General features: G+C 66.7%; 24 protein-coding genes. 8 read left to right on the top strand and 16 right to left on the bottom strand.

The features are described 5' to 3' along the window. Positions 1 to 103 precede the first annotated feature (103 nt). Together ACFTR6_RS03165 and ACFTR6_RS03160 are read left to right on the top strand one after the other, a co-directional pair. Positions 104 to 1171, top strand: a complete 1068-nt coding sequence (locus ACFTR6_RS03165) for a UDP-N-acetylmuramate dehydrogenase (protein WP_377956829.1) — start codon at positions 104 to 106, stop codon at positions 1169 to 1171. 52 nt (positions 1172 to 1223) lie between these two features. Then, positions 1224 to 2327, top strand: a complete 1104-nt coding sequence (locus tag ACFTR6_RS03160; protein ID WP_377956828.1) for a winged helix DNA-binding domain-containing protein — start codon at positions 1224 to 1226, stop codon at positions 2325 to 2327. Between the two features lie 161 nt (positions 2328 to 2488). Here the strand turns inward: ACFTR6_RS03160 and asd are convergent, their stop codons facing one another. The 11 genes from asd to ACFTR6_RS03105 form a co-directional block, all read right to left on the bottom strand. Then, positions 2489 to 3619, bottom strand: coding sequence for an aspartate-semialdehyde dehydrogenase (asd, locus tag ACFTR6_RS03155; RefSeq protein WP_377956827.1), 1131 nt, complete (start codon positions 3617 to 3619; stop codon positions 2489 to 2491). Positions 3620 to 3695: 76 nt separating this feature from the next. Continuing rightward, positions 3696 to 4097: a hypothetical protein gene (locus ACFTR6_RS03150; RefSeq protein ID WP_377956826.1), complete on the bottom strand. Its 402-nt coding sequence runs from the start codon at positions 4095 to 4097 to the stop codon at positions 3696 to 3698. Next, the gene (locus tag ACFTR6_RS03145; protein WP_377956825.1) at positions 4084 to 4737 is read right to left on the bottom strand and encodes a hypothetical protein; all 654 of its coding nucleotides are present in this window, start codon (positions 4735 to 4737) and stop codon (positions 4084 to 4086) included. Before ACFTR6_RS03145 ends, ACFTR6_RS03150 begins: the two co-directional genes overlap by 14 nt. Positions 4738 to 4746: 9 nt before the next feature. Then, positions 4747 to 5826, bottom strand: a complete 1080-nt coding sequence (locus ACFTR6_RS03140) for a WXG100 family type VII secretion target (protein WP_087873982.1) — start codon at positions 5824 to 5826, stop codon at positions 4747 to 4749. Between the two features lie 118 nt (positions 5827 to 5944). After that, complete coding sequence (locus tag ACFTR6_RS03135; protein ID WP_377956824.1) at positions 5945 to 6163, bottom strand: NF038396 family protein; 219 nt, start codon at positions 6161 to 6163, stop codon at positions 5945 to 5947. A 3-nt stretch (positions 6164 to 6166) separates the two neighbouring features. Next, positions 6167 to 6751: a dihydrofolate reductase gene (locus tag ACFTR6_RS03130; RefSeq protein ID WP_377956823.1), complete on the bottom strand. Its 585-nt coding sequence runs from the start codon at positions 6749 to 6751 to the stop codon at positions 6167 to 6169. Then, positions 6748 to 7551 carry a thymidylate synthase gene (locus ACFTR6_RS03125; RefSeq protein ID WP_377956822.1) on the bottom strand — a complete coding sequence of 268 codons (804 nt, stop codon included), beginning with the start codon at positions 7549 to 7551 and terminating at the stop codon, positions 6748 to 6750. The genes ACFTR6_RS03130 and ACFTR6_RS03125 overlap by 4 nt, the downstream gene beginning before the upstream one ends. Before the next feature lie 49 nt (positions 7552 to 7600). Then, a complete protein-coding gene (locus ACFTR6_RS03120; RefSeq protein WP_076801159.1) occupies positions 7601 to 8572 on the bottom strand; it encodes an NUDIX hydrolase in 972 nt (323 codons plus the stop codon). An 11-nt stretch (positions 8573 to 8583) separates the two neighbouring features. Next, positions 8584 to 10833: an RNA degradosome polyphosphate kinase gene (locus tag ACFTR6_RS03115; protein ID WP_087873978.1), complete on the bottom strand. Its 2250-nt coding sequence runs from the start codon at positions 10831 to 10833 to the stop codon at positions 8584 to 8586. Positions 10834 to 10938: 105 nt separating this feature from the next. After that, positions 10939 to 11910 carry a mycothiol synthase gene (gene mshD / locus ACFTR6_RS03110; RefSeq protein WP_087873977.1) on the bottom strand — a complete coding sequence of 324 codons (972 nt, stop codon included), beginning with the start codon at positions 11908 to 11910 and terminating at the stop codon, positions 10939 to 10941. 249 nt (positions 11911 to 12159) lie between these two features. Beyond that, positions 12160 to 12858 (bottom strand): response regulator transcription factor, encoded by a 699-nt coding sequence (locus ACFTR6_RS03105; protein WP_076801165.1) that lies wholly within the window; start codon positions 12856 to 12858, stop codon positions 12160 to 12162. Positions 12859 to 13105: 247 nt separating this feature from the next. Here ACFTR6_RS03105 and ACFTR6_RS03100 point away from each other — a divergent pair, with 247 nt between their 5' ends. From ACFTR6_RS03100 to ACFTR6_RS03075, 6 genes are all read left to right on the top strand, one after another. After that, positions 13106 to 13870: a permease gene (locus ACFTR6_RS03100; RefSeq protein WP_377956821.1), complete on the top strand. Its 765-nt coding sequence runs from the start codon at positions 13106 to 13108 to the stop codon at positions 13868 to 13870. Between the two features lie 164 nt (positions 13871 to 14034). Beyond that, entirely contained in the window at positions 14035 to 14667 is a 633-nt protein-coding gene (locus tag ACFTR6_RS03095; protein ID WP_076801169.1) for an FABP family protein, read from the top strand. Positions 14668 to 14830: 163 nt separating this feature from the next. Further along, positions 14831 to 15553: a flavodoxin family protein gene (locus tag ACFTR6_RS03090; protein WP_377956820.1), complete on the top strand. Its 723-nt coding sequence runs from the start codon at positions 14831 to 14833 to the stop codon at positions 15551 to 15553. 41 nt (positions 15554 to 15594) lie between these two features. After that, positions 15595 to 16680 carry a YgfZ/GcvT domain-containing protein gene (locus ACFTR6_RS03085; RefSeq protein WP_377956819.1) on the top strand — a complete coding sequence of 362 codons (1086 nt, stop codon included), beginning with the start codon at positions 15595 to 15597 and terminating at the stop codon, positions 16678 to 16680. After that, complete coding sequence (locus tag ACFTR6_RS03080) at positions 16677 to 17120, top strand: ankyrin repeat domain-containing protein (protein WP_377956818.1); 444 nt, start codon at positions 16677 to 16679, stop codon at positions 17118 to 17120. The genes ACFTR6_RS03085 and ACFTR6_RS03080 overlap by 4 nt, the downstream gene beginning before the upstream one ends. 4 nt (positions 17121 to 17124) lie before the next feature. Beyond that, entirely contained in the window at positions 17125 to 18639 is a 1515-nt protein-coding gene (locus tag ACFTR6_RS03075) for a DHA2 family efflux MFS transporter permease subunit (RefSeq protein ID WP_377956817.1), read from the top strand. A gap of 26 nt (positions 18640 to 18665) precedes the next feature. Here ACFTR6_RS03075 and ACFTR6_RS03070 read toward each other — a convergent pair whose 3' ends face one another. The 5 genes from ACFTR6_RS03070 to ACFTR6_RS03050 all read right to left on the bottom strand — a co-directional run bounded on the left by ACFTR6_RS03070 (position 18666) and on the right by ACFTR6_RS03050 (position 22883). After that, a complete protein-coding gene (locus tag ACFTR6_RS03070) occupies positions 18666 to 19382 on the bottom strand; it encodes a GNAT family N-acetyltransferase (RefSeq protein ID WP_377956816.1) in 717 nt (238 codons plus the stop codon). Positions 19383 to 19521: 139 nt separating this feature from the next. Then, on the bottom strand, positions 19522 to 20547 hold the full coding sequence (locus ACFTR6_RS03065) for an ATP-dependent 6-phosphofructokinase (RefSeq protein WP_076801179.1): 1026 nt from the start codon (positions 20545 to 20547) through the stop codon (positions 19522 to 19524). A gap of 226 nt (positions 20548 to 20773) precedes the next feature. Further along, positions 20774 to 21028, bottom strand: coding sequence for a PspC domain-containing protein (locus ACFTR6_RS03060; RefSeq protein WP_076801181.1), 255 nt, complete (start codon positions 21026 to 21028; stop codon positions 20774 to 20776). Positions 21029 to 21031: 3 nt separating this feature from the next. Next, positions 21032 to 21316: a hypothetical protein gene (locus tag ACFTR6_RS03055; RefSeq protein ID WP_076801183.1), complete on the bottom strand. Its 285-nt coding sequence runs from the start codon at positions 21314 to 21316 to the stop codon at positions 21032 to 21034. A gap of 1 nt (position 21317) precedes the next feature. Continuing rightward, entirely contained in the window at positions 21318 to 22883 is a 1566-nt protein-coding gene (locus tag ACFTR6_RS03050) for a PspC domain-containing protein (RefSeq protein WP_377956815.1), read from the bottom strand. Between the last annotated feature and the right edge of the window lie 88 nt (positions 22884 to 22971).

The following is a 22971-nucleotide window of genomic DNA, read 5'->3' as shown; positions in this document are numbered from 1 at the left end:
ACCGCCGCCACACACAAAGGTCCGCCCCACGCTTCCAGGAAGCGTGCACTGCCATGCCCCGAACATGTACTTGACAGGACCTATAGCCAGCTAGGGTGGATGGGTGACCCCTCCAATGCTTTCCGAGCTGACCACCGCCGCCGTCGGCGGTCCCGCCGCCAACTACGTCGAGGCCCGCACCGAGGCCGAGATCATCGAGGCGGTGCGCGCCGCGGACGCGGCCGGGGAGCAGCTGCTGATCATCGGCGGGGGCTCCAACCTCCTGATTTCCGACGACGGGTTCCCCGGAACCGTCCTGAAGATCGCCTCGGAGGGGTTCACCGTCAACGCCGAGGACTCCTGCGGGGGCGTATCCGTAGTGGTCCAGGCCGGGCACAACTGGGACGCACTGGTGGAACACGCCGTGCTTCACGCCTGGTCCGGCATCGAGGCCCTGTCCGGGATCCCCGGTGCCACCGGAGCCACCCCCGTGCAGAACGTCGGCGCCTACGGCTCGGACGTCTCGCAGACCATCGCCGCGGTCCGCACGTGGGACCGGGAGCGCAGCGCCGTGAGGACCTTCACGAACTCCGAGCTGAAGTTCGGGTACCGGGATTCGATCCTCAAGCAGACCACCGTCAACGGCTCACCGCGCTACGTGGTGCTGACGGTCGAATTCCAGCTGCCGTTGGGCCGCATGAGCGCACCCATTCGGTACGCCGAGCTGGCGCGGGTCCTCGGTGTGGAGCAGGGCCAGCGCGCCTACTCGAACGACGTGCGCAGGGAGGTCCTGCGGCTGCGCGCGTCCAAGGGCATGGTGCTGGACCCCACCGACCGCGACACCTACTCCACGGGCTCGTTCTTCACGAATCCGATCGTCGCTGAGGAAGTGGCGGCGGGTCTTCCGGAATCCGCGCCCAGGTATCCGGGCGGCTCCGACGGCCAGGTCAAACTGTCCGCGGCCTGGCTGATTGACCACGCCGGCTTCGGCAAGGGCTTCGGGCTGGAGGACGGGAGTGTCTCCGGCGGCCGGGCGTCGCTGTCCACGAAGCACACCCTGGCCATCACCAACCGCGGCTCTGCCCGTGCGGCCGATATGGTGGCGATCGCGCGCGAGGTGCGTGCCGGCGTCGTCGGGCGTTTCGGGATTGAGCTGCACCCCGAACCGCTGCTGATCGGACTCACGCTCTAGTACTGCTGTTTTTCCGGTTCTGCCCTGCTGCCGGGCGCCCTAGGATGGGCACATGGCGGCGGTGAAGACCCGGGTTTCAACCAAGGTGATGGGCCGGCTGAGGCTGGCGTCGCAGGGGCTGCTGGGATCCGGGTTCGACGGCCTGCCGGAGGCCGTCCGTGCGATGACCGCGATGCATGCCCAGGACCTTCAGTCGGCGCTGTGGGCTGTAGGTGTCCGCGTTCCCGGTGCGGGCCTCAGCGACGTCCGCCGGGCCCTGGATGACGGGTCCGTCATCCGGTCGTGGCCGATGCGGGGCACACTGCACTTACTGGCTCCCGAGGACCTCCGCTGGATCCTGAACATCACCACTGCCCGGATGGTCCAGAGCACGGCCGGCCGGCACCGGCAACTGGAAATCATCGGCCGTGACGTGGAGGTGTGCCGGGAGGCAGCGCTTGGCCTGGTGGACGGTGGCCGGGCCGCCAGCCGCGAGGAGCTGTTTAGGGCCTTCGAGGCGGCCGGGCAGGCCACCAAGGCTCAGCGCGGGGTCCACCTGCTGTGGATGCTGTGCCAGAACGCCGTACTGGTGCCCGGTCCGCTGGACGGCAATCAGCAAAAGTTCGTTGGGTTTGACCACTGGATCACGTCCTCCTGTTACCTCGGCCGGGAAGAGGGCATTGCCGAGCTGCTCCTGAGGTACCTGCGCCGCCACGGACCCGCCACCTTGCGCGACTTCGCCTGGTGGTCCAGCATTCCGCTGACCGAGGTGCGGCGGGCCCTGCCTGCGGTCAGTGGCGGGCTGGTGGAACTGGAGCATGAGGGAACCCGGTACTGGATGTCACCCGAGACCGCCTCCTTGCTGGACGCGGGCGTGCCGGGGCAGCGCACGCTTCTTGCGCTGCCGGGGTTCGACGAGTTCGTCCTCGGCTACACGGACCGCAGCATCGTGCTGCCGCCCGAGCACGCGCAAAAGATCGTCCCGGGCGGCAACGGGGTGTTCAAGAAAGCCATCGTGGCCGGCGGCGAGGTGATCGGCACCTGGGCGAGGCAGGGGAGTGGGCGGGCAACCGCCGTCGTGCCCGTTCCGTTCGACCCCACTAAGCCCCTCACCCCGGCGGCGCTGGCAGGCTTCCGCCGCGCAGTGGAGCGGTACGAGGGCTTCCTCGCGTCCTGACCCCCGCACGGCCATCCCGAAAACCCGCCGGGAGGTGAGGAAGGGTTGCTCGCGCCAGGGCGCAGACACAAAACCGGCCCCGCTCCGCATGAGCGGCCTGCCCTTGAAACAGAGGGCGGGCCTGCTGTGCGGGGCAGGGCCGGTTAGGGAAAGGCTGCTGGTTACAGCGTGCCGGTGGCGATGTTGAGCATGCGGCGCAGCGGCTCGGCGGCGCCCCACAGGAGCTGGTCGCCGACGGTGAAGGCGCTGATGTACTGCGGACCCATTTCAAGCTTGCGGATGCGTCCCACCGGGATGGTCAAGGTGCCCGATGCTGCGACGGGAGTCAGATCGGCCATCGAAGCTTCCTTGGTGTTGGGCACCACCTTGGCCCATTCGTTGTCCTCGTCGAGCAGCTTCTCGATCTCGGCGACGGAGAGGTCCTCGCGCAGCTTCAGGGTCAGCGCCTGCGAGTGGGAGCGCATGGCGCCAATCCGCACGCAGAGGCCATCCATGATCACGTGGTTCTCATCCGAGGTGCCCAGGATCTTGTTGGTCTCCACGCCGGCCTTCCACTCTTCCTTGGACTGGCCGTTGCCGAGGTCGGCATCGATCCAGGGGATGAGGGAGCCGGCCAGCGGCACACCGAACTGGGTGGCGTCGACATCGGTGCGCTGGTGGGCCAGCACCTTGCGGTCGATGTCCAGAATGGCCGACGCGGGGTCGTTCAGTTCCGTGCTGACCTCGGCATTGAGGGTACCGAACTGGCTGAGCAGCTCGCGCATGTGCCGGGCGCCGCCGCCGGAGGCAGCCTGGTAGGTCATGGACGTGCCCCACTCGACGAGGCCGTTCTTGAAGAGGCCGCCGAGACCCATGAGCATGCAGGAGACGGTGCAGTTGCCGCCGATGAAGTCCTTGACGCCGTTGGCGATGCCCTTGTCAATGACGTCGCGGTTGATCGGATCCAGGACGATGATGGAGTCATCGTTCATGCGGAGGGTGGAGGCGGCGTCGATCCAGAGGCCATCCCAGCCCCGGCTGCGCAGCTCGCCATGGACCTGCTTGGTGTAGTCGCCGCCCTGGGCGGTGACAATAATCGGCAGCTTAGCCAATGTCTCGACGTCGAACGCGTCCTCGAGCTTGCCGACCCCGTCAGCGAAGGAGGGAGCGGCACCTCCCGCATTGGAGGTGGAGAAAAAGACCGGGTTGATGTTGGCGAAGTCGCCCTCTTCCTGCATGCGCTGCATCAGGACGGAGCCGACCATGCCGCGCCATCCGACCAGGCCGACGGAGGGGGTAGCTGCTGTAGTCATCTAGCCAGTTTATCTTTGGATTTGGTGGGCTGCAGTCGGTTACGTCACTGCCGCGGAGGCAGCGCAGCCAAGGATCTTAGTCGACCGGCCGCGGGAGACTGCGGGCTTTGCGCAGTTTCTCCGCCTTGCGTTCCTTGAGATAGCTCGCCCAAGCGGCCAGGAAAGGAAAGAGGCAGGCCGGGAAAACCCACCACACTTCGCCGAGAATGTGCCACTGGTCGGTGAGCGCCGCCTGCACCACGCCATAAACAAGGCCTCCGAGGCAGGCGGTGAGGAGGATGGCGAGAAAGAGCAGCCCGCCCGAGCTGTTGACGGGCTTGACCAGGCTGCGGCGGCCGTCTTTGCGCACGCCATATTCGGCAGGCGTGTAGCCCACAATTTCGCCGTTCTCTGCCCGCCGGTGGATCAGCCGTCCGTCAGCAGGGCCAGCCGGTATGTAGGCCGGGTCCTGCGGAACGTCCCGACTACGCCTCGCCACGGGCATCCTCAATCGCGGCCAGCAGTCCGGCGTCGTCCAGTCCGGCGGATTCTGCCACCGCGTCCTTGTCGAAATCCGGAACGCCGGTGGTCCAGGAGGACCCCTCACGCCGGATCAGCAGGTGCTGCTCCCAAGCCAGGGTCTTGAAGACGAGGTACGCCGAGCCGCCCTGGTTCTGCTCGACATGCTGCCGCACCAGCCGCAGGGTCGCTTCCGCCGACGAGATGGATGGGTCCTGGGCGAAGACGAACCACGTGCCCAGCAACCGTGGCTGCAGCATCAGGGAGACACCGGGCGCTTCCAGCAGCGCAACGTTGTCCATGGCTTCGCCGGTCAGGAGCGAGATCTCAGTCCACCGCGTTGCCTTGCCCAAGGCAGTGGCGACGGCAGCCGCCACGCCCTTCACTCCCAGGTCGCCGTCGTCGTCAACAGCGGCCAGGTCCCGTGCCAGCAGTGACGATGCGCCGGCTGTGGACAGGGTGACGTCGTCGATCATCTCCTCGGCACGGAAGACGCTGACTGAACGGTCCCGGGCCGGGCCCTCGAAAACGTTGAGCAGGTAGGCGAACTCGCCCACACCGAAGCCGATGACATCGACGCCGAGACGGGGCTCCTGCTGGGTTGGGTTCTGAACAGTCATGAGGGTCTCCTAATCGCCGAATCCAAAGAACTTGCCTACGGACTTGCCGGCGTCAACCAGCGTATCCTTCGTATCACTGACGAACTTGCCCGGGTCCTTTACGGCGTTGACGACGCCTTCACCGATGTTCTTCCCGACGCTGCTGATGGTGTCCCAGTTCTCGTACACAGCTATGCCGACGCTGGCGACCTGGCACACAGTCCCGGCCGGCGGCGGCAGGAAACAGCCCACGCCGAGGGCCGTCTTGCCGACGCCTGCCAGACCGCCCTTGATATCGCCGTCGGCAAAGCTTTTGACGGAGTCGTAGGCGCTGAAGCCCACGCCGGCCCAGCCAAGGCCGCGGGCAAGGCCTGACTTGCCCAGCCACTCAAGCTTGGTCCCGGCGCCAAGCCACGGCTTCTCCTCCAGGACGGGGCCGAACCTGGACAGCACGCCGATGTGCTGGTTCAGGTTCTTCAGGGACGCAATGTCGGAAGCCTTGTCGATCAGCCCGAGCCCGCGGTTGGCCGCGGCGGACCCCTTCAGCAGGTCGTCCAGGGCAGGGTTCCCGAGCAGCCGGTGTGCAGCAAACCCGGGTCCGCCAACGCGGTGGCTTCCCTGCAGAAACGACTTGATGAAATCGGCCCGCTGGTTCTTAAGCACCCAGCCGTACTGCCCGAGGTGCTTGGCCAGGGTGAGGGGGGCCTTGATGAACTTTTGCAGGGTCAGGCCCGCCCGGAGCGCGCCAATTCCGCCGAGCAGCACACCGCCAAGCACTCCGGGCAGCGAAGTGCCGGGTTCTCCGAGGCTGACGGGACCGCCACCGGAGCCCGGCGCCGCGTCGCTGGCCTTCTCCTGTTCATTGGCGTTGTCCAGCAGCTTGCGGGATTCGTCCTTGAGCGCACGGGCTGTCTGCTGGAGGATTGCCCGGTGGCTGCCGTTCCAGTCCGAACGGAACTGCGCGGCGTCGTTGCCCTTCCAGGACGGGTTGTTGTTGATCTGGTTGGTCAGCTGTGCCGACGTGCTGAGAAGGTTGTCGGAGACCTTTCCGAACTGCTGCGCGAGTGTGCGAAGCTGCGCGACGTCGGCGCCCCACAGATTACCTGTCACTGCGGCATCATCCCCCAAATCCTGACCGCCGAACGGAGGCGGTTACTGCTAAGTCCAGCCATCACTCTAGTCGGGGCCCAGGGCCGCCGCGATGGGCAGCACTACCCATCCCCGGGCGCTACCGGCCGTCGGGCTCCTCCAGCAGCGCATTCTTGCGGGCGCGGAGGGCAAAGAAGGCGCCGAAGGCGAACACCTGGGTCACCACCACCAGCACGATGATGCCGGGGATCTTGTTGCCGCCCAGGATCATGGTCAGGCCCACAATGGCAGACAGCAGTGCAAGCAGCGGCAGCAGCATGTAGCCGAGCACAAAGAGGGTTTCGGGTTTACGCAGCATCTTCTAACCTTCCGAGCGGTTCCACGTGGCGAACCGGTAGCGTGTGCCGTTGGCCGCGGTCAGCCAGCCTTGGGCGGGCACGGAAGTCCCCGCCACCCAACCGTCGCCGAGCTCCGGGGCGTATGTGTCGCCGTCGGCGTCCATGTCGATGGTGGTGACGACGGCGACGTTGGCCAGGTCCGCGGCCTCCTTGAAAATTTCCCCGCCTCCCACGATCCAGACAGACTCAAAGCCGGGGGCGAACTGGGATTCCAGCAGGGCATCGTCCAGGGATTTAACGACGACGGCGCCCTCCGCCTCGGGCGTGCTGCCCCAGTTTTCCTGCCGGGTGATGACGATGTTGGTCCGGTTTGGCAGCGGCCGGTACTTCTCGGGGAACGATAGCCAGGTCTTGCGCCCCATGATGACGGGATGGCCGGTGGTGACCCTGGTGAAGTGCTTCATGTCCTCCGGCAGGTTCCAGGGCATGTCGCCGTCCTTGCCGATCACGCCCGAGGTGGTCTGGGCCCAGACCAGCCCGATCCCCGTCACGTTCGCGGCGATGTTCTCGCTGAAAGCCTGCCCGTCCATAGTGCCCTCCGTGCTCATACGGCGATCGGTGCCTTGATCGTGGGGTGGTGCCGGTAGCCCACCACTTCGAAGTCGTCCAGGGTGTAGTCGAAGATCGATTCCGGCTTGCGGGTGATCTTAAGCTGCGGGTACTCGTACGGTTCCCGTTCCAGCTGCTTCAGGACCTGGTCCATGTGGTTGTCGTAGATGTGCACGTCGCCGCCGGTCCAGATGAATTCGCCGGGCTCGAGGCCCGTTTGCTGCGCCAGCATGCAGGTCAGCAACGAATAGGAGGCGATGTTGAAGGGCACGCCCAGGAACATGTCGGCGGAACGCTGGTACAGCTGGCAGGAGAGTTTGCCGTCCGCGACGTAGAACTGGAAGAACGCGTGGCAGGGCGGCAATGCCATGTCCTTCAGCTCGCTGACGTTCCAGGCTGAGACGATGTGCCGCCGTGAGTCAGGGTTTTTCTTCAGGCTCTCCACGAGCTCGGCGATCTGGTCAATGTGGCCGCCGTCCGGGGTGGGCCAGCTCCGCCACTGGACGCCGTAGACCGGACCGAGTTCACCCTCGGCGTCGGCCCATTCGTTCCAGATGGTCACGCCCTGGTCCTGCATCCACTTCACGTTGGAGTCGCCGCGGAGGAACCAGAGCAGCTCGACGGCAACGGACTTGAAGTGCACCCGCTTGGTGGTGATCAGCGGGAAGCTTTCGCCCAGATCAAAGCGGATTTGGCGGCCGAAAACACTGCTGGTTCCGGTGCCGGTGCGGTCCGATTTGTGGGTGCCGTTGGCCATGACGTCGCGCAGAAGGTCTTCATAGGGCGTTGGGATGCTCACCCGTCCAGTCTATTCGAAGTGCGAGTGTCGCCCCGGGACCCCCGAATCCTCAGTCGTCAAAAGGTTTGAACTGCTCCACGGATACGATCCGGCTCTTGCTGCCGTGCGCCACGTGGCAGACGATCATTTCGCCCGGGGCCAGGTACGGGTCAGCCACCGGCAGCAGCCCCTTGAGCCGCGGGGTCATGTAGCCGGCAAGCCGGCCGAGCACGGTGGGTAGGGTCGGCCGGTGGGTGCACAGCACCACCGCGCGCTGCTTGTCGAACAAGGCATCGACGGCGGCCGCCGCCTTTTTGGGGTTGCGGGCATGCCGGTGCTCCGTCAGCGCATCCACCAATTTCACTTTGGCGTCAGAGGACTTGGCGTAGGGGGCGATGGTGGCCACACAGCGCAGCCAGGGGCTGGTAACCACGCGCAGCGGCTTCCAGGCCTTCAGCAGCCGGTGCACAGCCTGTGCCTGGCGGACGCCGGTAGCAGCCAGGGGCCTCTCGCCTTCGGCCTTGGTCCAGGAGGAGCGCGGCTTGGCCTTGGCATGGCGCACGATCACGAGCGGCCAGGTCTGCAGTTCCTTCCGGGCGTGCGCCGCCGCGAGGTACTCCAGCGGCACACGGTCCGTGGGATTGGACAGCAGCGAGGCGGCACGTTCCGGTGTGCACCACATGACACTGTCCACTTCCTTGCCGTCCGGGCGCAGGGAATTGCCCGTGACCTCAACAGCCCAGTAGTGCACCACCTTCAGTCCAGCGGTGACGTGGTAGTGGATGGGCGGGAGCGGGATGCCCAGCGGAGCCACGAGGCCGATCTCCTCCTCCACCTCACGGACGGCGCACTCGGGCACCGTTTCTCCGGGGTCAAGCTTGCCTTTTGGCCATGACCAGTCGTCGTAGCGCGGGCGGTGGATCAGAAGGACCTCCAGCTGGTCCTTCTTAACGCGCCAAGGCAGGGCGCCGGCTGCCGTGACGGCGACCGGCTCGCCCGGATGGTCGGTCTGGTCCGCTATGGGTGAGTCGCTGCTCTTCAAAGGCCGGGTTCCTACCGCCGGGCGACGGCGCGCTGCCGGGAGCGTGATGCCAGGAGCCAGGACTGGACGTCGTCAAGCTTGCTGCCGTCGTCGCCGATGTGGTGCCGGGTCCACTCGCCGTCGCTGTCCAGATGCCAGCTGGACGTCTCGGGGTCAATATAGCGGCGCATCAGGTCCAGGACGTAGGCGGTGTTTTCATCGCCGGACAGCTGCACGAGGGCTTCCACCCGGCGGTCCAGGTTGCGGTGCATCATGTCGGCCGAACCGATGTAGACGACGGGGTCGCCGCCGTTGCCGAAGGCGAAAACCCGCGAGTGCTCGAGGAAGCGGCCGAGGACGGAACGGACTGTGATGTTCTCGCTCAGCCCGGGGATGCCGGGGCGCAGCGAGCAGATGCCGCGGACAATGACGTCGACCTTTACGCCCGCCTGCGAAGCGCGGTACAGGGAATCGATGATGGCCTCATCCACCATGGAATTAACCTTGATCTGCACACGGGCGGGTATGCCTGCGCGTGCGTTACGGATTTCGCCCTCGATCCTTTCGATCAGGCCCGAGCGCACGGACCGGGGTGCCACCAGGAGCCGCTTGAAGGTTGACTTGGGGGCGTACCCGGACAGCTGGTTGAACAGCTTGGACAGGTCCTCTCCCACCTGGTTGTTCGCGGTCAGGAGCCCGAGGTCCTCGTAGTAGCGGGCGGTCCGCGGGTGGTAGTTGCCCGTACCGATGTGGCAGTAGCGGCGCAGCCCGTCCACCTCCTGGCGGACCACGAGGGAGAGCTTGCAGTGGGTCTTCAGGCCCACGATGCCGTAGACCACGTGGACGCCTGCCTGCTCCAGCTTGCGGGCCCAGGAGATGTTGGCCTGCTCGTCAAAGCGGGCCTTGATCTCCACGAGGGCCAGAACCTGCTTGCCTGCCTCGGCGGCGTCGATGAGGGCGTCGACGATGGGGGAGTCGCCCGAGGTCCGGTACAGGGTCTGCTTGATGGCCTGCACCTTGGGGTCCGCCGCCGCCTGTTCCAGGAACGCCTGGACGGAGGTGGAGAACGAATCGTAGGGGTGGTGCAGCAGGATGTCCCGGCGGCGCATCGCGGCGAAGACGTTCGCGGCCTTGGACGTCTCGGACTCGTTCAGGTACCGCGAGGTGTGGGGCACATGCTTGGGGTAGTGCAGGTCCGCACGGTCGATGTTGCCGATCACGGACAAACCGCGCAGGTCCAGCGGCGCCGGAACAGAGTAGACCTCCGACTCTTCCACACCGAGCTCGCGGATCAGCAGCGCACGGATGTTCGGGTTGATGTCGTTGGTGACCTCCAGCCGGACGGGCGGGCCGAACCGGCGGCGCAGCAGTTCCTTCTCGAGCGCCTGCAGGAGGTTTTCGGCGTCGTCCTCTTCCACCTCCACGTCCTCGTTGCGGGTCACACGGAACGTGTGGTGTTCCAGGACCTCCATGCCGGGGAAGAGCTGGTCCAGGTGTACGGCGATGACTTCCTCGAGGGCGATAAACCGCGCCACGCGGCCGGGCACCGAGCCCGCCCTGGGGCCGTCGATGGAAATCAGGCGGGGCAGCTGGTCCGGCACCTTGACGCGGGCAAAGAGCTCCTTGTCGCTGACCGGGTTCCGGACCACCACAGCCAGGTTCAGCGAAAGGCCCGAGATGTACGGGAACGGGTGGGCGGGGTCCACGGCGAGCGGGGTGAGGATGGGGAAAACCTTCTCCGCGAACATGGCGCTGAGCCGGTGCTTGGCCTCGTCGTCGAGCTCGTCCCAGTGCATGAGGTGGATGTGCTCATAGGCGAGCGCAGGCCGGATCTGGTCCGCGTAGACTTGGGCGTGGCGCTGCTGCAGGCGGTGGGCTGCCTCGCCGATCTGCTCCAGGACCTGGACGGGGCTCAGTCCGGCGGGGGAGGGGACTGCGAGACCCGTGGCGATGCGGCGCTTCAGGCCGGCCACGCGGACCATGAAGAATTCGTCGAGGTTGGAGGCGAAGATCGAGAGGAAGTTGACGCGTTCCAGCAGGTACAGGTCGGGGTCTTCGGCAAGTTCGAGGACCCGGGCGTTGAACGCGAGCCAGCTCAGCTCGCGGTCCAGGAACCGGTCCGGGCTGATCTCCCCCTCGGGTTCCAGGATGGCCGCGAATTCGGGGATGTCGATCCGGTCCTGCGTTGCGCGGGACGCCGGCACTTCGGAGGAGCCGAACCGGGCGCGCACGGGGGCCGCCTTGATTTCGGTGGTGGCTGTTCCGGCGGATTCCGGTTGCATGCGCTCTCCTTGGGTACTGGCGGGTTTATTTTCAACCTTACAAGCATTCACCGGTCCGGGACCCGAAGATTTCAAGGCCTCCGGCGCCCGTGCCGGAGGCTGTGATCAGCGTCCCTCCAGCGGCCCGTACATGACGTCCATATCCCAGCGCGTGAAGCCCAGCCGCCGGTACAGCGAGACGGCCGGAGTGTTGTCGGCGTCCGTGTACAGCATCACGGCGTGCAGCCCCTGCTGCTGGAGGTGACGGATGCCGGCCACGGTCAGCGCCTTGCCCAGGCCCATGCCCTGGGCGGCGGGCGTGACACCGACGACGTACACCTCGCCGATGGCAGGGTGGCTCCCGTGCTGCGGATGCACCTTGGTCCAGTGGTAGCCAAGCAGGCGCCCGTCGCGGTCCTCGGCCAGCAGGAAGCCGGCGGGGTCGAACCAGGGTTCATCCATCCGGGCCTGCAGGTCAGCCCTGGTCAGGGAGCCCTGCTCCGGGTGATGCGCGAAAGCCTCGCGGTTCGCTGCGAGCCAGGCGTCTTCATCCTTGCCCGGCACGAAGGCGCGGATCGAGACCCCCTCCGGAAGACCGACGTCGGGCAGGTCAGCGGCGGCGGTGGTGAGCCGCATCTTCCACAGCTCCCGAACCGGGCCGAAGCCGTACCGGGCTGCGAGGTCCGCGGCTGCTTCATGGTTGCCGTGCGACCACGCCTTGAGCCCGGCCAAGCCGCGGGAGGACTGCAGCGTGCCCACCAACCTGTCCGCCACTCCCTGGTTCCGGTAGCTGGGGTGCACGGCGATTTCCACCACGCCCGTCCCGTCCGGTTCCTCGACGACCACTGCGAACCCGGCCAGATCTTGCGCCGTGGCGGGGTCGGACTGCTCGTCGGGCGCGTAAAGGGCCAGGGTCAGCAACGTGTGCGGGCCCGTGTCCGCGGCGCGCATGGTGACGAGGGTCTGTTCCGAGACGGGGGGATTGCCGTCCGATTCCTCGGCGGCGGCCAGCAGGGTGCGGATATCCCGCAGCAGGTCTTCATCCACTCCGCCCTTGACGACAAGGACAGGCCATTTCTCCGGGTGCGCAGGACTCATGGTGTAAGGCTATACGGAGGCTGCCGGGCACACCCGATTTGGAACACGCCGCGGCGGCCCGTATAGTCGTTACCTCAGCCGGCATTTATGGCGGTTGCGAGGGGGATCCACCAGTGGGGTGGCCTCGATACGTTCGACCCGTATGTCCTCCACTTGTAGTTATGAATACAGAATGGCCCGGCTCTGATGAGCCGGGCCATTCTGTATTTTATGGCGGGTTTTGTATCTACGGCCGGTTCTGCCGGAGGCTTACGCCTCGGTGAGTTCGTCCTCCTGCTGGCGCATGAGCGTGAGCCGGTAGCCCACGTTGCGCACCGTGCTGATGAGGTTCTCGTGGTCGGCGCCCAGCTTGGCGCGAAGCCGCCGGACGTGAACGTCCACGGTCCGGGTGCCGCCATAGTAGTCGTAGCCCCAGACCTCGGTCAGAAGCTGCTGCCGGGTGAAGACCCGGCCAGGGTGCTGGGCCAGGTACTTCAGGAGTTCGAATTCCTTGAAGGTCAGGTTCAGCGCCGCGCCGTTGACGCGTGCTGTGTAGCTTGCCTCGTCAATAATGACGCCGGCCGCCCGGATTTCGGAGGGGGCCTCCTCCTGCTCGGGTACAGCTCGCGCCACGGAGAGCCGGATGCGTGCCTCAACTTCGGCGGGGCCGGCCGAGTCGAGCACGATGTCATCGACGGACCAGGCAGAGGAAACCGCCGCCATGCCGCCTTCGGTGAGGATCAGCACCAATGGGGCGCTGAGGCCGGTGGCCTTCAGGAGCTGGGTGAGGGAGCGGGCGCCCACGAGGTCCTTGCGTGCGTCCAGGAGGACGATATCGCACGGGTCTGTTTCGAGCAGCGCGGTGGGCTCTGCCGGGAGGATGTGCACCCGGTGGTTCAGGAGCTCCAGGGCAGGCAGGATGTCCACCGATGATCCGGTGCTGTTGGTCAGTAACAGGATGTGCGACATTATTCCTCCAAGGGGCTGTCTGCGCATCGTCGGGCGACTGAGCTGATGTTTGAGTATACCCAACGGCCTCCGGACTGACAGCGGCTGGCCGCACCCGCGTGCCTTATTTACGACATATGGCAGTCACATAGGGCAGGATTGAAACCGTCAGGGGGCCGAGCCCTGCCCGTCAACGGCACAGCCAGGATGAGGTCGCAGCGATTTGAGTGCAGAGTCCGAAATGAGTACCCCAAGGCCTGGCCCCGGGATGGGCGCTCCTGCGGTTGCGGGCCGGACGCTCCAGTCGTGGAGCATTGGAGTCGTTGGCCTGGCGGGCCTTGTGACGCTGGTGGCCAGCGTCTTCCGGACTCCGGATGTCCTCCTTGCGGTGGCCGTGCTTTTTGCCCTGGGCATCGGCATCGGCTGGCCCCACTATCTGGGAATTCCGGCCAAGAAAACCCTCGCCGCGGTAATCGGACTGACAGGGGCCGGTTCTGCCGTTGCCGCCACCTTCACCGCCGCCCCCGGATACCTCAACTGGACGCCCGGCTTCATCGCCATGGGCGTCACCGCCGTGTTCCTCGTCCAGGTGGTCCGCGGAACCGGCCAGGCGCAACGGCTGGAATCCACGCTCGGCTGCTGTGTGGGCGTCCTCCTGTCCTGCCTGGGCTCGGGGTGGATCGCCGGGGCCAGGTTCAACGGTGTCAAGGAGATGGTGCTGGTGGCAGGCATCAGCGCCGCCGTGCCGCTGCTCGCCGGCCTCATCCGCTGGCCCGACCGGATTATTGCGCCCCTCGGCATCACCCTCGCCGGGCTGGCCGGGCCGCTCGCCGGCCTGGTCTTCTCCGACATCGCCGTTTTACCCGCCGCCATATTCGGTGTGGTGGTGGGGGCGGTCCTGGTCAGCTTCCGCCGGCTGGTGACGCTCCGGGGCGCTCCATTGAATTTTCCCGCCGCTCTTGGCATAGGCCTGGCGCCGGTCGCAGCGGTCGGTTCGTTGGCCTACTTCATAGACAAACTACTCATCTCCTGACGGGTTAGGATGGCACCATGTCCGTAATTGCATTTGAAATCTTCTTCCTTGTTCTGCTCGGCATCGCCAGCCTGTCCATGGCTTGGTTCGCCGGTTTCGTTGTCTACCGGCTGTTCAAGGGACAGAAGTAGACCCCTGCTTAGCGGTTTCGAGAGGTAGCGGCTGTGCCTATTGAAATTCCTACAGACCTGACCCCCGAACTGGTTCCCCTCTCCTGGCTCATTGGCGAGTGGGAGGGCCGCGGCCGGCTCGGGGCCGGTGACGAAGGTTCAGAGCACTTCCTGCAGCATGTCTCCTTCACCCATAACGGTCTGCCGTACCTGCAGTACCGCGCGGAGAGCTGGCTGACCGACGAGGACGGTACCAAGCTCCGGCCACTCACTGTGGAGACCGGATTTTGGGCCCTCGAGCGCAAGCAGCTGGAGGCCGACAGTGGCCCCGGCCTGGTGCCCGGGGATATCGTGCCTGTGTTGAAAAGCGCCGACGAGGTCGAGGCGCTCCGCAACAAGGACGGCGGCTTCGACATCTCCGTGTCGATCAGCCATCCCGGCGGCATCTCGGAGCTCTACTACGGGCAGATCAAGGGCCCGCAGATCCAGCTCAGCACCGACATGGTGATGCGTGGCAGCCACTCCAAGGAATACAGTGCGGCCACCCGGATCTTCGGGCTGGTCGAGGGCAACCTGCTCTGGCGGTGGGACGTTGCCACCGGCAGGCCGCCGGCAGCCGGCACGGCCGCCGAGCCGGGCAACGGCCTCGAAGCCCACGCCTCGGCGTTCCTCCAAAAGGTCTCCTGACCGCGGCCTGCCCGCAGTTCCGCACCCCGCTGTTCGGAAACTCTGTTCTGGCGCCCGCTGTCCGGAAAATCCTGTTCTGCGGCCCTGTTCGTTGGCGCTCCCTTCGGCTACGTTGGCCTCAGGTCTCCCCGCCTGAGTCCGCAGCAACCCGATGGAGCGTCCGATGGATGAATCCCAGCCCCCGGCTGACTACAGCGACCTCAAAGCCGTGTACTTCAACGGCACGCTCAAGCCTTCGCCGGAGAAGAGCAACACCGAGGGCCTGATCAGGGTAAGCCGGCTGATCATGGAGAAGCAGGGCGTGGTCACGAGGGTCATCCGGACCGTCGACCACGACATTGCCAGCGGCGTGTACCCGGACATGCGCGAGCACGGCTGGGCCACCGATGAATGGCCCGAGCTTTACCCTGCCGTCCAGGAGGCCGACATCGTGGTGGTGGCCGGCCCCATCTGGCTCGGGGACAACTCCTCGCAGACCAAGAAGCTCATCGAGCGGCTTTACGCCCATTCGGGCCAGCTCAACGGCAAGGGCCAGTGGGCTTTTTACCCCAAGGTGGGCGGCTGCCTGATCACCGGCAACGAGGACGGCATCAAGCACTGCTCCATGAACGTGCTCTACAGCCTGCAGCACATCGGGTTCACCATTCCGCCGCAGGCCGACGCCGGCTGGATCGGCCCCGTCGGGCCCGGACCCAGCTACCTGGACGAGGGCTCGGGCGGTCCGGAAAGCGACTTTACGAACCGGAACACCACCTTCATGACGTGGAACCTCCTGCACCTGGCCCGGACCCTCAAGGACGCCGGCGGAATTCCCGCCTACGGCAACCTTCCGGAAGAATGGAAGGCCGGAACCAAGTTTGGTTTCGAAAACCCGGAATACCGCTAGGTGGCCGGAATACCCTCCCAGCCAAGGACGTTCCCCTTCATATGACTACCAAGAGCCCTCTGTTGTCGCGCCCTGGCGCCGTTGAAGCGGGCGGCGCCGACGCCGGCGTCGCATCCCACTACGGCGAGCCGCTGCGGGAGCAGCGCGCCCTGGCGGCCGGAGCCGCCGTCGTCGATCTTTCCCACCGCGGCGTGGTGACAGTCACCGGTCCGGACCGCCTGAGCTGGCTTAACACGCTGTCCTCGCAGCAGGTCACCAACCTCCAGCCCGGGGAGTCCAGCGAGCTGCTGCTCCTGAGCGTGCAGGGCCGCATCGAGTTTGATGCGCGTGTAGTGGACGACGGCGGGACTACCTGGCTGATTGTTGAGGCCGCCGAAGCGGGCCCCCTGGCCGACTGGCTGACCAAGATGAAGTTCATGCTCCGCGTTGAGGTCGCGGACGTATCGGCGGACTGGGCAGTAGTGGGGTCTACCAAGGCTGTGCCGGAGTGGTCCGGCCTGCTGGTGTGGCAGGACCCCTGGCCGCACATCGGCGCCGGCGGCTACTCCTACGCGGTGGTTCCGGAGGACACGCACCCCGGCGCGGAGCGGCCGTGGTTCGAGTACCTGGTACCGGCGGTGGAGCTTGAGCAGAGGGTGGGGGACCGGAAGCTCGCCGGAGTCCTCTCCGCGGAAGCGCTGCGTGTGGCCGCCTGGCGCCCGCGGCTTGGCGCTGAAACGGACGACAAAACCATTCCGCACGAGCTGGACCTGCTCCGGACCGCAGTGCACTTGGCCAAGGGGTGCTACAAGGGCCAGGAGACAATCGCCCGTGTCCACAACCTTGGCCACCCGCCGCGGCGGCTCGTGTTCCTGCAGCTTGACGGTTCGCAGCACACCATGCCGGCCCCCGGCAGTGAAGTCCGGGTGGGGGAGCGCAAGGTGGGCACGGTGACCTCGGTGGCGCAGCACTACGAGATGGGTCCGATCGCGCTGGCTGTCATCAAGCGTTCGGTCGCGCCGGATGAAATACTGACGGTTATGGACGGTGACGAGCCGTACACAGCCGCGCAGGAAGTAATCGTGGCGCCCGACGCCGGACAGGTCGTCGGAAGGCAGACAGGATTCCTGAGGGGGACCCACAGATGACAGATTCCACCGCGCCCGGAACCGGCGCTTCCGAGCAGCCCGCTTCGCAGCCTGTGTCGCAGCAGCCGGACGAGGAGACCCTCGAGCTGGCGCGCACCCTCCTCGACGCCGCCCGCAACGGTGAGACCGAGTTGCTCCGCAGCTACCTCAACGCAGGCGCCCCCGCCACCCTGACCAACTACGCCGGCGACTCGCTGGTCATGCTCGCTGCCTACCACGGTCACGCCGAAACCGTGCAGCTCATCCTGCACCACGGCGGTGACGCCAACGCCGCCAATGACCGGGGACAGACCCCGCTGGCCGGCGCGGTGTTCAAGGGCTACCCGGATGTTGTCCGGGCACTGGTGGACGCGGGTGCGGATCCCGACGCCGGCTCGCCCTCAGCACGTGATGCCGCCCGGATGTTCGCCCGCGACGACATCCTGGAATTGCTGGGCTAGGTCTTTGGAGAAGGTCAGCAGGCCCTGGCCTGCCCTCTGGTCCCTCGTCATCGGGTTCTTCATGATCCTGATCGACACCACGATCGTCTCGGTGGCCAACCCGCGGATCATGGAGGGGCTGGATACGGACATTAATGCCGTCATCTGGGTCACCAGCGCCTATCTGCTCGCCTATGCGGTGCCGCTGCTGATCACCGGCAGGCTGGGCGACAGGTTCGGCCCGAAGCGGCTGTACCTGTCCGGCCTTGTGGTCTTCACCCTGGCTTCCTTGGGCTGCGGGCTGTCCGGCACGGTCGGAATGCTCATCGCCGCCCGCGTCCTGCAGGGCCTCGGGGCAGCCCTGATGGCGCCGCAGACCATGGCCGTGATCACCAGGATCTTCCCGCCGGACGGGCGGGGCGCCGCCATGGGCCTCTGGGGCGCCACCGCCGGCGTGGCCACGCTTGTGGGACCCATCCTGGGCGGCGTCCTCGTGGACGGCCTGGGCTGGGAATGGATTTTCTTCATCAACGTGCCCGTCGGGATCGTGGGCTTCATCCTGGCCTGGCGCTTCGTTCCGTCCCTGGCCACCCACCCGCACAGGTTCGACATTCCCGGGGTGGTGCTCAGCGCCGTCGGGCTTTTCCTGCTGGTGTTCGGCATCCAGGAGGGCGAGACGTACGACTGGGGCACTATCACCGGGCCGGTCACCGTGTGGGGGCTGATCATCAGCGGCATCGTGGTGCTGGCGCTCTTTGTTGGCTGGCAGGCGGTCAACAAGGGCGAACCGCTCCTGCCGCTGGCCCTCTTCAGGGACCGCAACTTCTCGCTGGCGAACATCGGCATCACCACCGTTGGCTTCACCGTCACCGCCTTCGTGCTGCCGCTCATTTTCTACTACCAGATCGTGCGGGACATGACCCCCACGCAGTCCGCCCTGTTGATGGCGCCGACGGCGCTGATCTCCGGTGCTTTGGCGCCCCTGGTGGGCAGGATCAGCGACCGGGCGAACCCCAGATACATCACCTCCGCTGGCCTGCTGCTGATGGCCCTGGCGCTGTTCTGGAATTCCGCGCTCATGCATCCGGACACCCCCGTGTGGCTTTTCCTGCTGCCAAGCGCATTGCTCGGCTTCGCAAACGCCGGCATCTGGGCACCCCTGAGCTCCACCGCCACCCGCAACCTGCCGATGCGGCAGGCGGGGGCCGGCGCGGGCGTCTACAACACGACGCGGCAGATCGGCGCCGTCCTCGGCAGTGCCGCCATCGCCGTCGTTATGCAGGCCCGGCTCGCTGCGGAGCTTCCGGCGGCCACCGGGACGCCCGGGGTCGCCGGTGAAGCAAGTGGCTTCGGCGGCCAGTTGCCCCCGGCCCTCCATGACGGCTTCTCGACGGCGATGGGACAGTCGATCGTGCTGCCTGCGGCTGTTATTGTGCTCGGCGCCGCGGTGGCCCTGTTCTTCGCCGGGCACAAGCCGGTGCAGGGATGGGGCGGGCAGCAGCCGGCATCCGGCCAGGACGCGGAGACGGCAGCGCGCTGACGCTGGACGGCTGCGCTGTCCGGCGCCTAGCCGAGCAGCACGCTGGTCTGGATGCCCCCGGTGGAAAAGCCCAGGCTGCGGGCCGTTGCCAGTGAGCCCTTGTTGCTGACGTCGGTGCGCCACTGCAGGGTCAGCCCCGAGGCCAGCGCCTCGTGGGCCGCCACCGAGGCGGCCAGTGATCCCAGCCCGCGGCGCCGCCACTCCGGCGCGACGAGAACCCCCATGTGGGCGAGGATCCCTTCCCATTCGGAGTAGGCGCCGCAGGCCACCGGCACCCGCTGCCCCTCGTCGTCGTGAATGATGGTGTAGCGGTTCTCGAGGTCGGACAGGCCCACCTCGTTCACGTCATCGGGCGGGCACAGTCCCTCGAGTTCGATGGCCTCCGGGTTGCCGTGCGACACCGTCAGCTCCTCGGCCGGCTGCAGCAGCGGCAGGTCGTCCGCGAAGAAGAGCGCGGCCGACCCCTGGCCATGGCCGCCGTGGCGGCGGGTGATGGTCAGCAGGGTGACGTGCTGGGCCATCTCCTCATCGGAAATGCCGGCAGCGGCGTCCACCGCCCACTCGGGACCCACCAGGGCCGAGCTGCCGAACAGACGGACGAACTCTACCGAGTGCGCGGCGTCGTCAACCCTGGTAATCCGCTCCCCGGTTTCCAGCGCGCGGGCGAAAGCAGCGTCGTCGAGCCCCAGGCGGCGCGCCCAGGCAAGCTGGATGATGGCGGCGGATCCGGGGTCAAGACTCATGCTCCCAGCCTACCGATCCCCGCCACCGACGGGCCCCACTCCACACGGTCCCAGCGCGAACGTACAGTTGTGGCCCCAATTCGCCGCGGATCTGGGGCCACAAGTGTACGTTCGCGCTATGAGAAGGCGTGGGCGGGGATCAGCCGAAGAGGACCGCGGCCTCGTCGTAGCGGTGCTGCGGAACCGTCTTGAGCTTGCCCAGGGCGGCATCGAAGCCCACGTGGTCAATGTCGGTGCCGTTCAGCGACACCATGGTGCCCCAGCGGCCGTCGGTGACGGAGTCGATAGCGGCCATGCCGAGGCGGGTGGCCAGGACGCGGTCGAACGCGGACGGGACGCCGCCGCGCTGGATGTGGCCCAGGATGGTGGCGCGGGTTTCGATGCCGGTCCGGGCTTCGATTTCCGGGGCCAGCTGGTCGGCGATGCCGCCCAGGCGGGGCCGGCCGAAGGTGTCCAGGCCGCGCTCGGAGTGCGGTGACTCCATGTGTTCCGGGACGAAGCCTTCGGCCACCACGACCAGCGGCGCACGGCCACGGTCATGGGCCTCGGTGACCCATTTGGTGATCTGTTCGATGCTCACTTTCTGCTCCGGGATGAGGATGGCGTGGGCGCCTGCGGCCATGCCGGCATGCAGGGCGATCCAGCCGACGTGCCGGCCCATGACCTCGGCGATCATGCAGCGGTGGTGGGATTCGCCGGTGGTCCGCAGCCGGTCGATTGCCTCGGTGGCGATCTGGACGGCGGTGTCGAAGCCGAAGGTGTAGTCGGTGGCGTCGAGGTCGTTGTCCACGGTCTTGGGGACGCCGACAATCTTCAGGCCGGCGTCGGTGAGGCGCTTGGCTGCGGCGAGGGTTCCTTCGCCGCCGATGGCGATGATGGCGTCGATCCCCAGGCGGTCCATGTGTGCCTTGATGACGTCCGGTCCGCCTCCGTTCTCGAACGGGTTGGTGCGCGAGGTGCCCAGGATGGTGCCGCCCTGCTTGGCAATACCGCGGACAAGCGTACGCGGAATGGGGATGATGTCACCCTCAACCACTCCGCGCCAACCGTCGAGGAACCCCACGAATTCGTGGCCGTGGATGGCAATGCCTTTGAGGACGGCGCCGCGGATAACGGCGTTCAGTCCGGGGCAGTCGCCGCCGCTGGTGAGGATTCCTATTTTCATTTTCTTGGCTCAAATCCTGGTTTCGAAGGGTTTACGGGCAGAGCGCCACGCTGAGCTCAATTAGAGATTCTAGTGGTGAGTGTGCGGTAGGACACAAACAGTTACACCGCAGGGGAGCCCGGACGCCGGGATCCGGCAGCGGCCGGGACAACGGAATGCCCCCGTTCCGGAGGGAACGGGGGCATTCTCTGAAGGGCCGACGGCGGGTGCCCGCCGGCGGTGGCTGCTACTGGCCGATGCCGCGCTTTCCGAGGAAGGACTCAAGCGGGATCGAGTTGTTCTGGTCCGGCAGGATCAGCCACGCCGCCAGGTAGAACACAACGGCCGGGCCGGGCAGCAGGCACAAGACGAGGAAACCGATCCGGACGAATGCCACGTCCACGTTCAGCTTCTGGGCGATTCCGCCGCACACGCCGCCGAGCCAGCGCTGCGGTCCGCGCTTCAGGCCAAGGCCCCTGACAATGCTGAAGAACTTTTCCATGGTTCAAGACTTCCCGTTTGTTGCGCCGTTGTCACGTTTCCGTGCTGAGAGCAGGCCGCCGATCACCAGTGCGGCTCCGGCTCCGATCATCAGGCCGATCAGCACATACGTCCCGTTCAGGACCACGATGCCCAGCTGGGAGATGACGATCAGGACGGCCAGGGCGAGGACGACGAGGCCCCAGACGATGGTGCCTACCCGGGCCGGTGCTTCAGCAGGTTCGTCCCTGTCTCCTATGGAGGGTTTGGGGGCTGGGTTTCGTTCCGGAGCCGGATCAAAACTGTTCATGTCAGTTTCCTTCCTGGATGGTGACGTTGCTCACGGTGCCGTCGATCTGCAGGATCAGCCGCGCGCCTGGCTTGTCCGAGTTGTAGCTGCTCTGCCGGGAGGTGATGCCGCCGCGGCTGCCCGTGCCCTCATTCAGGTTGCCCAGGGTCATGTCGGCCCGGACATCCACCGGCACAGTGCGCGGGATGACAACCGTCAGGTTGCTCGCGGTGGCGTCGAGGGGAATTACGACGTCGGTGCCCAGGGGCGGGTTCAGGTCCAGGCCGGTCAGGTCGACAGTTCCCCGGCCTCCGGTGATCTGGAAGCCCTCGCGGGCCTGTTCGATGGTGACGGGATTCCAGTCTGCGTTCTGGAAGCGGAACCGGTCGCCGTTGGGCACCGCGCTGAAGACGCCTCCGACGATGAGCGCCACCACGGCGAAGAATCCGAGGATGCCGGAGGTCCTGCCGCGCAGGCCGGCCAGCAGGATGCCGAGTCCCAGGACCGCCGCACCGGCTGCCCAGACCACAGCGTTCGCCGAGCTGCCCAGCTCAATCAGGTTGCCGGCGTCGAGCGCCTTCAGCGCCCCGCCGGCCAGCAGCGCCAGTCCGGCGGTGATGGCTACGGCCGGCGCGCCCGGGCCGGCCGGCTTCGGCTTGGATCCCGGAACAGGGGCCGGGACGGGTGCAGGCCGCCGCGGCGGCAGGCCGCCGTGGGAGCCCGAAGGGGAGGCCGGGCCGTAGGGTTCATTGGAGCCGTATGACGGGATGGCGTCCGGCGTCGGAGGCACCGTGTAGGGCGGGTTTGGCGCATGGCTGGCGGCAGCGAAGGAGGACGCCGGGAACGGTGAGGATTCGGCTGCAGCAGCTGACGGGCTGCCGGGGGTTGCGTAGCCGTAGGACCCACGGGCGCTGTCCATCGGCGTACCGGCGCGGTTCTTGCTGCGCTGGGTCAGGTAGTAGATCAGGTAGATCACCCCGCCGATCCAGAACAGCGCCCAGAAGAAGCCGAAGCTGTCGTGGCCCCATCCCCAGAAGCCGCCGCCCATGCCGGTGAGGCCGATGATCGTGGTGATGAGCGCCCCCGTCATGCCGGTGCTCCAGCGGCCGGCGCCAGCCTCCTGGGTGTGGATCCGGCCGTCGGGCTCAGGCAGCAGGGCCCAGCCGAGGCCGTACAGGAGGATCCCGATGCCTGCGAACAGCGTCAGCACGATGAAGATGCCGCGCACGATCAGCGGATCGATCCCCATCCGTTCGGCGATGCCGCTTGAGACGCCCCCGATCCAGCGGTCGCGGCCCCGGTGGACGCCGTGACTGCGGATCCAGTCGAAGAAGTTCAGTGGCTCGGCGGTCCCGCCGCCGCCGGAAGCAGCGTACGCGGATGCGCCGTAAGCCGGCCCGGCGTGGCTTCCCGATGGCGGCGGGAACAGCGGTTCCGTCGGGTTTTCCCGTGGTGTGGGGTTTTCCGCGGCTGTGGCGTTCTCCGGTTCCCCGGAGTTTTGGGGTGCGTGCTCCGGTTCCTGGCCGGCGTTGCCCCCGGACGGGGTGGCCGGGTGGCCTTCACTGGGGTTGGGGTTCTGCGAGTTCATACTTCGATACTGCCGTTTGAGCTGGTCAGCCTCTATTGGGGAACACCCTGAGCCGTCCCTGACTCGCCCCGGGTTCACCCTCAGATCG

Origin of the sequence: Arthrobacter sp. NPDC057009, assembly GCF_042673905.1 — a bacterium.
Lineage (GTDB): Bacteria > Actinomycetota > Actinomycetes > Actinomycetales > Micrococcaceae > Arthrobacter.
Note: the sequence above shows the minus strand (reverse complement) of the source record. Positions and strands in the feature narration are given on the sequence as shown.

Excerpts from the sequence above, each read along its gene's own strand:
- ACFTR6_RS03100 (WP_377956821.1), top strand. The coding sequence starts at position 13,106 with ATGGGCGCTCCTGCGGTTGCGGGCCGGACGCTCCAGTCGTGGAGCATT.
- ACFTR6_RS03055 (WP_076801183.1), bottom strand. The coding sequence starts at position 21,316 with ATGAACAGTTTTGATCCGGCTCCGGAACGAAACCCAGCCCCCAAACCC.
- mshD (WP_087873977.1), bottom strand. The coding sequence starts at position 11,910 with ATGAGTCCTGCGCACCCGGAGAAATGGCCTGTCCTTGTCGTCAAGGGC.
- ACFTR6_RS03060 (WP_076801181.1), bottom strand. The coding sequence starts at position 21,028 with ATGGAAAAGTTCTTCAGCATTGTCAGGGGCCTTGGCCTGAAGCGCGGA.
- ACFTR6_RS03050 (WP_377956815.1), bottom strand. The coding sequence starts at position 22,883 with ATGAACTCGCAGAACCCCAACCCCAGTGAAGGCCACCCGGCCACCCCG.
- ACFTR6_RS03130 (WP_377956823.1), bottom strand. The coding sequence starts at position 6,751 with ATGAGCACGGAGGGCACTATGGACGGGCAGGCTTTCAGCGAGAACATC.
- ACFTR6_RS03105 (WP_076801165.1), bottom strand. The coding sequence starts at position 12,858 with ATGTCGCACATCCTGTTACTGACCAACAGCACCGGATCATCGGTGGAC.
- ACFTR6_RS03080 (WP_377956818.1), top strand. The coding sequence starts at position 16,677 with ATGACAGATTCCACCGCGCCCGGAACCGGCGCTTCCGAGCAGCCCGCT.
- ACFTR6_RS03085 (WP_377956819.1), top strand. The coding sequence starts at position 15,595 with ATGACTACCAAGAGCCCTCTGTTGTCGCGCCCTGGCGCCGTTGAAGCG.
- ACFTR6_RS03160 (WP_377956828.1), top strand. The coding sequence starts at position 1,224 with ATGGCGGCGGTGAAGACCCGGGTTTCAACCAAGGTGATGGGCCGGCTG.
- ACFTR6_RS03115 (WP_087873978.1), bottom strand. The coding sequence starts at position 10,833 with ATGCAACCGGAATCCGCCGGAACAGCCACCACCGAAATCAAGGCGGCC.
- ACFTR6_RS03065 (WP_076801179.1), bottom strand. The coding sequence starts at position 20,547 with ATGAAAATAGGAATCCTCACCAGCGGCGGCGACTGCCCCGGACTGAAC.
- ACFTR6_RS03070 (WP_377956816.1), bottom strand. The coding sequence starts at position 19,382 with ATGAGTCTTGACCCCGGATCCGCCGCCATCATCCAGCTTGCCTGGGCG.
- ACFTR6_RS03090 (WP_377956820.1), top strand. The coding sequence starts at position 14,831 with ATGGATGAATCCCAGCCCCCGGCTGACTACAGCGACCTCAAAGCCGTG.
- ACFTR6_RS03135 (WP_377956824.1), bottom strand. The coding sequence starts at position 6,163 with ATGCTGCGTAAACCCGAAACCCTCTTTGTGCTCGGCTACATGCTGCTG.
- asd (WP_377956827.1), bottom strand. The coding sequence starts at position 3,619 with ATGACTACAGCAGCTACCCCCTCCGTCGGCCTGGTCGGATGGCGCGGC.
- ACFTR6_RS03145 (WP_377956825.1), bottom strand. The coding sequence starts at position 4,737 with ATGACTGTTCAGAACCCAACCCAGCAGGAGCCCCGTCTCGGCGTCGAT.